The sequence below is a fragment of the Nostoc sp. genome, from assembly GCF_036917395.1.
Lineage (GTDB): Bacteria > Cyanobacteriota > Cyanobacteriia > Cyanobacteriales > Nostocaceae > Nostoc.
Genome location: NZ_JBALDI010000032.1, coordinates 1 through 9,865 on the forward strand (window position 1 = coordinate 1; position 9,865 = coordinate 9,865).

Annotated in this window: 6 protein-coding genes and 2 pseudogenes; 2 read left to right on the forward strand and 6 right to left on the reverse strand. The window is 38.3% G+C overall.

The genetic code is table 11. The features are described 5' to 3' along the window. Positions 1-73: 73 nt before the first annotated feature. The 6 genes from V7K46_RS12465 to V7K46_RS12490 form a co-directional block, all read right to left on the reverse strand. On the reverse strand, positions 74-589 hold the full coding sequence (locus V7K46_RS12465; RefSeq protein ID WP_335113464.1) for a DUF928 domain-containing protein: 516 nt from the start codon (positions 587-589) through the stop codon (positions 74-76). 86 nt (positions 590-675) lie between these two features. Then, entirely contained in the window at positions 676-3,024 is a 2,349-nt protein-coding gene (locus V7K46_RS12470) for a CHASE2 domain-containing protein (protein ID WP_335113466.1), read from the reverse strand. Between the two features lie 2 nt (positions 3,025-3,026). After that, positions 3,027-4,271, reverse strand: coding sequence for a DUF1822 family protein (locus tag V7K46_RS12475; protein WP_335113468.1), 1,245 nt, complete (start codon positions 4,269-4,271; stop codon positions 3,027-3,029). Further along, positions 4,261-5,808: a sigma-70 family RNA polymerase sigma factor gene (locus tag V7K46_RS12480; protein ID WP_335113470.1), complete on the reverse strand. Its 1,548-nt coding sequence runs from the start codon at positions 5,806-5,808 to the stop codon at positions 4,261-4,263. The genes V7K46_RS12475 and V7K46_RS12480 overlap by 11 nt, the downstream gene beginning before the upstream one ends. 637 nt (positions 5,809-6,445) lie before the next feature. Then, positions 6,446-7,357 (reverse strand): carbohydrate ABC transporter permease, encoded by a 912-nt coding sequence (locus V7K46_RS12485; protein WP_335113472.1) that lies wholly within the window; start codon positions 7,355-7,357, stop codon positions 6,446-6,448. Positions 7,358-7,369: 12 nt separating this feature from the next. Beyond that, positions 7,370-8,683, reverse strand: coding sequence for an ABC transporter substrate-binding protein (locus tag V7K46_RS12490; protein ID WP_335113474.1), 1,314 nt, complete (start codon positions 8,681-8,683; stop codon positions 7,370-7,372). Between the two features lie 107 nt (positions 8,684-8,790). On the opposite strand from V7K46_RS12490, the pseudogene V7K46_RS12495 reads away from it, so the two are divergent. Together V7K46_RS12495 and V7K46_RS32040 are read left to right on the forward strand one after the other, a co-directional pair. Beyond that, positions 8,791-9,040: pseudogene (locus V7K46_RS12495) on the forward strand (IS630 family transposase); the annotation flags it as partial. Between the two features lie 103 nt (positions 9,041-9,143). Beyond that, positions 9,144-9,685 (forward strand): annotated as a pseudogene (locus V7K46_RS32040) (hypothetical protein). Positions 9,686-9,865 lie beyond the last annotated feature (180 nt).

Consider the following 9,865-nt stretch of genomic DNA (forward strand, 5'->3'; position numbering starts at 1 on the left):
TTTATTTCGACTTGTAATCTTAAACCCATCACGCTTAAACCAAATTTACCCTTGGTGATAATTTAGCGCAGCTTCATACAGAAATGGTATTAGGTGTTAGAGCTATACGTTGCACCCATCCACGCACAAACACTGAGTCTAATCGTTGTTGTTGATTACAATAAAGTTTAAAGTACCATTGATATGTTTTATTAACTTCCAATGGTACGGTTGATGGTAAATTAAAGCTAACAATACCTGGTATCTCAGATGGAGTAAAAGAAGCCCGGTAAATGTCGTTGTTTGCTTCATCTTGCAAGACAAATTCTCCACCAAATACATCATTAGGTTTATAGGGTACAAACACCCAAAAGGTGGCATTCTCTTCAACAATTAAGCCCACTTTTTTTTCAGGTATTAAGGCTATAAGCGGTACTTCCACAGATGGACAGTTACCACGGCTTCCTGCTCCTCCGCGTTTAGAAGGTCTACCTCTACCTGATCCATCTTGTGGTGGTTGATTACCACTGCTAGCTGGTTGCTGAGACTTTGCTATCAATGTTAAAGGATAGCTAGTACAACTAAACAGTGCCAAAAGTAAAATGATCATAAATTTACTTTCAGAGAGAAAAAATATTTTCTGTATATTTTTCAGTTTCATAGTCTTAATTGTGCAGCGTTAAAAAACAAATTTTATTATTTTTGGTTATTTTGAAAAAGTGGATAAATAATTATACTAACCCCACTAACTATCAAAACTAAAACTGATGGCACTAGCGGTATCCAAGCTCCTCGGAGCAACAGACCAAAGGATATACTATATAACACGCAAACAGTTGCCACTCCTGCCAATCCCAATCTTAACCATGACCGAAATTGCCAAAAAATTATGCCTCCAATTAATGACCAAACCCATACCCAAATAAATTCGCCCCACTTCGGTAACGTCCACAATAATGGACGATTATCTAAAACGGTACTAAGAATCTGACTCACCATGTGTGCTTGAAGCATTACCCCTGGCATTTGCTGATATGACGATTGACTGGCACTATAGGGTGTAGACCAATAATCATGAAAACTTTCAGCAGTTGTACCAATCAGGATAATACGATTCTTTACTAAATCAGAAGTAAGTTTATTGTTTAAAACATCTGTAAGAGTTACTTGTGTAATAGCTTGATGGGAAGAGCGATAATTAAGCAGCACTTGATGACCTAGATTATCGATGTTGTGATAGCCGCCGCTGTTTTCCTCCAAGTTTTTAAAGACAACATTGCCAAACTGCCAGTTTTTTTCTGCGGTAAGTTTTGACTGAATATTCTCAGCAAGCAAGTAACGGTTTGCTAACTGAAAGCTAAAAGATTTATCAATGCTGCAAGGAAATGCAGGAGTCATAGCCAATATTTGACGGCGGATAATGCCATCGGGATCGCGTATAACGTCACTAAAACCTAAGTTTTGCTTTGGAACTTCAGGTGGTGGCGAAACACCACTGTCTTTGTTTTCTTCACTAACTTCACATATAGCAAAAAAGCGATCGCTTTTTTGCATTAGTCTAGATAATTTTTTATACTCTACTCCTACGCGATTCTCACGATAGATATCCAAGCCAATCACTCGCGGTTGGAACTGCTCTAATTTTTCTACAACTTGAGCTAATGTGCGGTCTGATAATGAGGCTCCACCTCTTTCTTTAGCAGGTTGCGATCGCACATCAGCTTCAGTGACAGTAACTACTAAAATGCGTTGATCTTGTCCTTCATCAGGTCGCGATCGCATCATTGCATCAAAAGCCATGAGTTCCCATGACTGCAATATGCCAACTGAGCGCATCCCCATTATCAAGGCAGTCGCGACTATACTGACTTTGAAAATTCTTCCAATAATATTTCGGCTGTGCAAGCTAATAGGTTTAGAATCTACTTTGTTCACCAACATCAACGACATCGCCGTTGGATTTTGACAAATCACTGGTAACCAACTAGCACAGGGAAAGGTGTTTTCTAGACCCTGCAACTTTTCTGTGGCTTCCCGCATCGCCAAATGGCAAGATTCTCCATTAGCAAAAGCCTCTAGAAAGTGCTTCAAAAATTCTTGAGCAACCTGATCTGGTACTGCTTCCCGCATGACAATAATTTGGGGAATGTGCAGCGATGCCAATTGCCGTACTAATCCTAATCCATCACAACAGTTAAAAATTGCCAGTTGTAAACCCCTAGCGATCGCTGCTTTCAGACCATTTTTTAACTGAGAAATCGTTAAACTATCAGTTTGATTAATATAAATTTGACCGATTTCACAATCAGCTTGACTCGAACCATGTCCTGCAAAAAAAAGAATATCCCAGCCCTGCTTGTCCCACAGGTATTGATTTAACTCCAAGCGCTGTGGCTCAACCAGAAAAACAGTCTGTGTTCCCGGTAGTTGTTCAAGTATTGCTCGGTCTTGTTGAATATTAATTCCTTCACTATTACCAAGAATAGCTAATATTCTAACTTTGCCTGTAGTCGGTTTGCGTAATGGTTTAACTTCATCTACTTCAGGAGCGCTTAAACCAAATACTGCCTTTTGATAATCCTCAAAAAAATCCCATAAATGCCAGGGCAGCCGCCGAACTTGGTCATCTTCCGCTTCTAGAATGACCTGAATTTCTTCATGAGGATCTAACTTCGTGCGTAATTTTTGGTCAATGTTGCGAAATAATTCAGATTTTAGCCAAATATTAATTTTATTTTGTAAATTGTTACATAAATTACTAAACTCAACAGAGGAAATATTAGTTATATCTTCTGCATCAATTTCAATATCTCCATCGCTTGCCATATTTCTATGCCAACGTTGACCAGGAAAAAGAGCTTCATGCAGCAACAAATATAGTAACTGCCAACGCCTGTAGAGTTCTATAAGTTCTGGTGCAGCAGGCAAGCTGCCTGTAAATTGTATCGGTATAGGATTGCTATAGTTATACAACTGAGCTGTAACAGTAGTAAATCCCTGCTTCAAGCTACCTTTTCCTAAATTCAACACGACTAATTTAGTCATGACTATCGGTCATCAATTGCTTCCAGTACAAAATCTTCCTTTATACTGACATTATCAAGAGCAACTTGTATACTGAAGCGAATTCCAGGGGGAGATTTAAATCTTTTGAGTTGAATATAATGATCGTAATTTCTAGAAGTAACTTCCTGAAGAATTGTCCCTGCTTGTGAAAGCAAAATTAGTCTGAGATTTGGTATTAAGTAAGTTTCTGCATTTGCTGGATGCAACTGGACGCGCAGACTGATTTTGCCATCAACCTCTGTTTTAAGACCAATTAACAGCACAACTGCACTATCCCCAAGTTGCATCCCTAAATCAATTAGCTTGGCTCGTTTGACATATCCCTCATTCAACTCAAAATCACTTCTGAATTGAGCAGCTAAAGTATTTTGGTGTGCTAATAACAAACTATCCAAATTTTGCCAAGCCGCACTAAATATATTTTGAAACCATAAGCTCAAATTGTTATCCACAGAGTAGCTAGCTTCAACTTTATTATTTTTTTGCTTTTCCAAGCGTCGCTGATAAAGATGCTGCCGAAATTCATCTACTGCCAGTAATGCCCCCCACATATCAAAGGGGATATTGAGTCTAGGTGAAGAAAAAGTCCACTTACTCAATTGTTCTAATAATTGCTCTGCTTGTGCTTTTGGCAAAGTTGGTAAAGATTTAACCTCTGGGATGTTGGGAGGAAAAAGTTCTTGTGCCACCCACATTACATTCAAGTCTGCAATCAAATACTCTACATCTAAACAATAGGTTCGATCCATTAGATCATAAGTAGCTTGCTTTCGGATTTGCTGATAATTAGCATAACCCAATATCCGTAGCCAAGATTCCTCTAGGTTTAACTGCACCGCTATATAATAATGGGCTGACCAACTGGGAATATCAATCCATTCTTGTGGAATCCGAAACTCTGGAAGGTAGCTTTTATCGCTGGGGATTAACACTAATCTAGTCTCGCCCAGAGTTAACATAGAGCCATTTACTACTTCCCAGATACTCGGTAGTTCAGCTTTTTGAAAGCATAACCTGGGTATCACTTGCAAATCTGGGTCTTCTTGTAACCCAGTTAAAAAATTATTTAAAGATAAATGATTTAGGTAGGCATTCCAGCGAGCAGCTGTGTTAGAGTAAGGCTCTTGCATAGTTTGCTTCCATGCCGCTTCTTGCTCTTGGATTGATATATCTAAACATAAATGTTCCGGATAAATTAAAGTCAAATCATTTAAATTAATGGACATAATTATTAATTCCTAGTTTCAATTTTTTAAAATTATCTTTTAGCCATTCATCTACAAAATCAGCAAGCTTATTACTGACTAATCCCAAAGAATCTTTAGGTAAAGCCATATCTATTTCTAATTGATATAGAAAAGCTTCTTTCAAAATTTTATTGATTTCGTTTATATTAGGAAATACTTTCAATATGGGATCTACAAAATTTCCATCTATTTTTTTATCTATTAATTTAAATTTTAAAACATTTATTTTACTTTTAACCTGCCATTCTTTAGTAATTTTATCTAAAATGTATTTGCATAATTGCTGACAGTGTACTTGTAAGCATTCATCCAATGACTGTTTGATTATTTCAATATCTTTTTCTTCATTCAGACAAATTTCAGGATAAATTTTTTGAGATTCATTAATAAACTCTTTTAAAAGTATTTTGTTATATTTTGCTAACTGTCGAGCTACTTGATATTGTTTTTGGATTTCAGGATATTTATTTTTTAAAACTACTGTCATCTCAGTTTGAGTTAAGTTTAATCCCAGCCAAAGTATTAACATTATTTGACCAGTCTCTGGGATAGCTGAAAATAAACTTGAAACAAGTGAGTTTACTTGCTGCCATTCTTCTTTTTGGATAAGATTATCTAAGGCGGTATGCTGGCTATCAGTTAAATTATCGTAGTTTTCTAAAGGCAGAAAATGTTTTGTCCGGTAATCACGAGCTGCTTGGATACAAAATTCTAATATTTCTTTAATTTTATCCTTTGAAACTGGTGCTTCCAAAAATCCTAGTTGATTACACTGTTCATTATATAATGATGCAATTTCCTGAAAACATTCGGCGCTAGGTATTTCTAAACTACGGTTTCCTTGCCTTTGGTTTGGTTGATAAATTTGCTCTAAGCATTGCCAAGCTAGGCAGTATAAGCTAACACGATTCTGATTTATTCCTTTTATAGTTAGAGCTTCCTGCATCTCTTTCTTACTCAAATCTTTTAAAAGACCGTAGTTAGAAAACTTTTCTCTTTTACCTTCTAACTCTTTCTGATAAATGGTATTACTAATGAAACGGATAACAGCTGTTTTAGTATAGCCTTCTATATTAGTTTGATGGTAATCAAAATTAAAGTTTTTTAAAAGTTTTGCTGGAGGATAAATAGCTGAATTAGCTATTTGAAAGTATTCCTCTAATGGATATTTATGCTGGATGAATTTAAATCTTTGAGAGCTTTTTCTAGCTGCCCAAAGGCAAGCTTCTTGTAAGTATGCACACAAATGTGCCTCTGCGAGCTTTTCTGACGATGATATAGAAATAGAAAGGTTTTCTTTTTTCTCAAATAACTCTTGCTTTGAGAACTCTCTGATAATTTTCAGAAAATGACGCGCCCAGTATTCTTCTTTAGCATTTGGTTCTGATTGTATTAAAAAACTTATATTACGTTCTAAATATATCTCAGATTTCCAAATAAAATTGAAATTTTTATTATCATTTATCAAGCTGAGAAAAGTTGAAAATTGTTGGATAATATCTTCACGTTTTTTCATAATTTATCCTGGATTTGACATTAATTTATTAAAAAAATATTAACAATATCTAAAAGTAGTTTTTAAGAGATAGTGCTTTTTTCTTTTCAGAGGAATAAAAAAGAGGTTAAACTCAATCTGAGATTCGGAGTAAAACTGTTATATAGCAATCAGAATTGAAACGTGAGAAAATAAGTAGATCAAAAGTACGTATTTATAGACTTTTCAGAAATTTTCGTTCTCACAAATGATTTAGAATTGCTATAGTTGACTGGTTGAGTATAAATTTAACTTTGCTTATTATCTTTATTAAGGATCTAGATATAAAAAAATGATCTAGTCTTCTCCTAGCCTGGATGGCTGGAACGACCTCTACGAGAGACTTTAAAAGAGAACTAGTTAAATATTGGCTCCACTCAGTTTTTCCAGTTATCCTACTTATAATCATAATGGGTATTATATAGATCAATTTATGCAATTTTTCTTTGAAAGCTGACAAAAAGTTTTTGATAGATATTGAAGGCGAAGTTTGGTAGAGATAAGTGGAACAAGCAATTACCAAGCTCAACAATAGTAAATCTATACGAGTTACCCAAGTTACAAACTACTTAGGCAAACACTAACATCAGTTGGTGAATTAGTGGAGTTTTGCGATCCGTTAAATAACTCCTGATGTTTTGGCACGGTATTTATTAAGCAAGAAACTAGCGATCGCCAGCGCAGCAATTAATATTAGAAATGTCACTACTACCAAGGCTCCTCCATAACCAAAATCTAAGTAGCGCATCACCGTGGAATAGATATATAGTGACACCACTTCAGTCGCACCACCAGGCCCACCCCCGGTCATCACAGCAATCAAGTCGAAAATCCCGAAAGCTTGAGCAAATCGAAATAGGACTGCAATTAAGATTTGTGGCAGCAGCAGTGGCAGGGTAATATTACGGAAGCTTTGCCAAGCAGTTGCCCCATCGACAGAGTAGGCTTCGTAGAGGTCTGCTGATATCGACTGCAAGCCAGCCAACAGCAGAATACTGATAAAGGGTGTAGTTTTCCAAACGTCAGCAAAGATCGCTGCGCTCATCGCCAGAGTTGGATCTCCTAACCAGTTAATTCCAGTTTTAATCAGCCCTAACCGCCGTAGAATATCGTTTACAACCCCAAACTGGTCGTTAAAAATCCAAGCCCATGCCAGACCAATCAGAGCAGTAGGCAAAGCCCAAGGTAGAATGGCAGTTGTCCGCACTACGCCCCGTCCAAAAAACGCCTGATTGAGAACTAGGGCAATCCCCAGTCCTAGCAGTAGTTCTGAAAGCACGGATGCTGTTGTAAACACGGTCGTTGCCCACAAACTCTGCCAGAAACGACCATCCCCTGCCATCCGCAGATAATTGTCCAAACCAGAGAATACAGGTTGTAGTTCCGTTCCCAAATTTCTAGTAAATACACTTAACCAGAATGCTCGTAAAATCGGGTAGGCAAATACAAATAACAACAGCAATAATGCTGGTGTTAATAAGAGCCAAGCAGTCCGTTGTTCTCGACTTCGGAGTGAATGCAGATTAGTCATTAGTAATTCTCCCTAGTTCCTAGTTCCTAGCAGTTGGCGCGTTTCATTAGCAGCAGCTTGCATTGCTCGTTCCGGATTTATCCGACCGGATAGCGCAGCGCTGAGATAACGCTGCAAAATATCCGATGTTTGGTCATATTGTGCGATCGGCGAACGTAAAACTGCATTGTCCACAACCTCTAGTAACTGCGGATAGTGAGGGTATTTGGCAACAATCTCTGGGTCTGTAAATAAATCCCGGCGACTTGGCACATAGCCTGCACTCAAAATGAATCGGCGCTGTGCCTCCCGACTGGTAAAGTACTCAATTGCTTTCCAAGCTTCTTCGGGATGTTTAGAAGATTTAGCAATCCCTATACCCCAGCCCCCTAAACAAGCTGCACCAGTCTTACCAGGAGCATGAACCATCGGTTTAATTGCAATTTTGCCTTGGATTGGCGAATTCTTTGCTTGGGCTAAAGGCCATACATAGGGCCAACTGCGTAAAAACGCTACTTGACCACTTTGGAACAAACGGCGGGTGTCTTCTTCCTGGTAGGTCGTGACTCCAGGAGGAGAAACGCCCTCGCTGACGGTACTACGCAAAAACTCAACGGCCTGTAATGTTTCTGCTCGATCTAGCCCAACCTCGAACGTTTTAGGATTAACCCAGAAGCCACCAAAGCCATTAAGGACTTCCACAAACATTGCCACGAGTCCTTCATATTGGCGTCCTTGCCAAACATAGCCCCAATCTACTTCTTGTTTCTTCTGCAAGACTTGGGAAATTTGGATCAAATCCTTAAAGGTTTCTGGCGGTTTCAATCCTGCTTCTTTGATTAAATCTTCCCGGTAGTAGAGCATTCCCACGTCGGAACGCATGGGAATGCGGTACAGCCTGTTCTGGTAACGTCCGCCTTCTACATCCTTTGGTGAAAATGCTGCCAACTCTTGCTTGGAAATGCGATCATCTAGGGGTAGTAACCATCCAGCAGCAGCAAACTTGGGCGTCCAGATCACGTCCATATTCACCAAATCATAAGGGGATTCACCTAAGATAAAAGATGAGGTGTACAGGTCTTCAAGCAAATTTGTAGCATTTGGCCCCTCAACTAAGTTAATGCGAATGCCTGGGTTCTCAGCCTCAAAGTCTCTAATCAAACCCTGCTTCCAAGGTTGGGCATCTGGGGCAGTAATTAACATATTTAGGGTAACTGGTCGCTGCGAAAGTGCTACCCAATTGAATAATATGATACCCAATAGAATTGCCAGAAAAATCCCTATATGCAAAAAACTTTGTTTTTGGATAAATTTTTGAAGCTTGTTTATTGGGTTTTGATACAACATTATTAATCTAGCGATCGCTAATGGTAATGATTATATAGGAATCCTATTTGATTTCTAAAAAAAAGTACGAGATAATACGGCTGAGTGTACAAGTGTAAAAGCAGATTATGATAAACCAGCATCTACAAACTGTAATACTAAAGACGGAAGTGGCAACTGCGATACCTTCTCTACGAGAGGCTTCGCCAACGGTGAGCTTGGCTAACGCAGAGTTACAAGATTTTATCGCAGCTTGCCGTGATGCTTGTGAGGTAAGAAAAGCTTTGGCGGTCAAGTTGGTTGTGCCTTGATTACCTATACGAAGAAATCGAAACTATTTTAGATGTGTCTTTAGGCTCGATAACAGGTTGGAGACAAGGGCGTTGCATAATAACTCAAGTTGCTAGTTATGCATTCGAGCGATCGCAAGGGGTTCATTTAAGCAATAAAATCCCCTCCAGAGGAAAAATAGGAGGGGCTTATGCTAAACGAAATAATTGCGAGCTATGCTATCACTGATGACCTACTTCAGGCGCTCGGACATGGTGACGACATTCGTCGTCAGGTGACTGATGCAGAAATTCTTACAATGGCACTGGTTGCAGCAATGTTCTTCAATGGTAATCATAACAGGGCATGTGCCTATATGAAAGACCACAACTTGATACCTCAAATGTTAGAAAAATCGTGATTTAATCGGCGATTGCACGGGATTTCAATGTTGATGAACGACTTATTTCATCAAATGGGAATGATTTTAAAACAAACTAGTGATTGTACTGAATATTTTTTAAACTCATTTCCTATATAAATTTGTGACAACAAAAAAGAATTCACGACGTAATGACCAACCCTGGAATCAATATATTAAACAATCTACTCGACATTATATTGAAACCGTATTCAGTCGGATCACGGCTGTTTTCCCAAAATTTATTCATGCTTGTACAAAGCATCGGGTTTTTACTGAAGGTTGAAGCATTTATTTTTTCATTTACCCGACAACAAGCTTTGATTGAATAAGTTAAATATATTACGTTAAATAATCAAGTATTGGGATTTTTGATTTAGTCAAAGTTGACGGTTGCGCGTAACGCAACCGTCAACTTGTATAGCAATCGCCAAGACGGTTAGGACGCTGTGCGAAGAATATTTTCTATGGCATCTCGAAGACAGTCAAATTGAATGAGTTGTTTACGAATT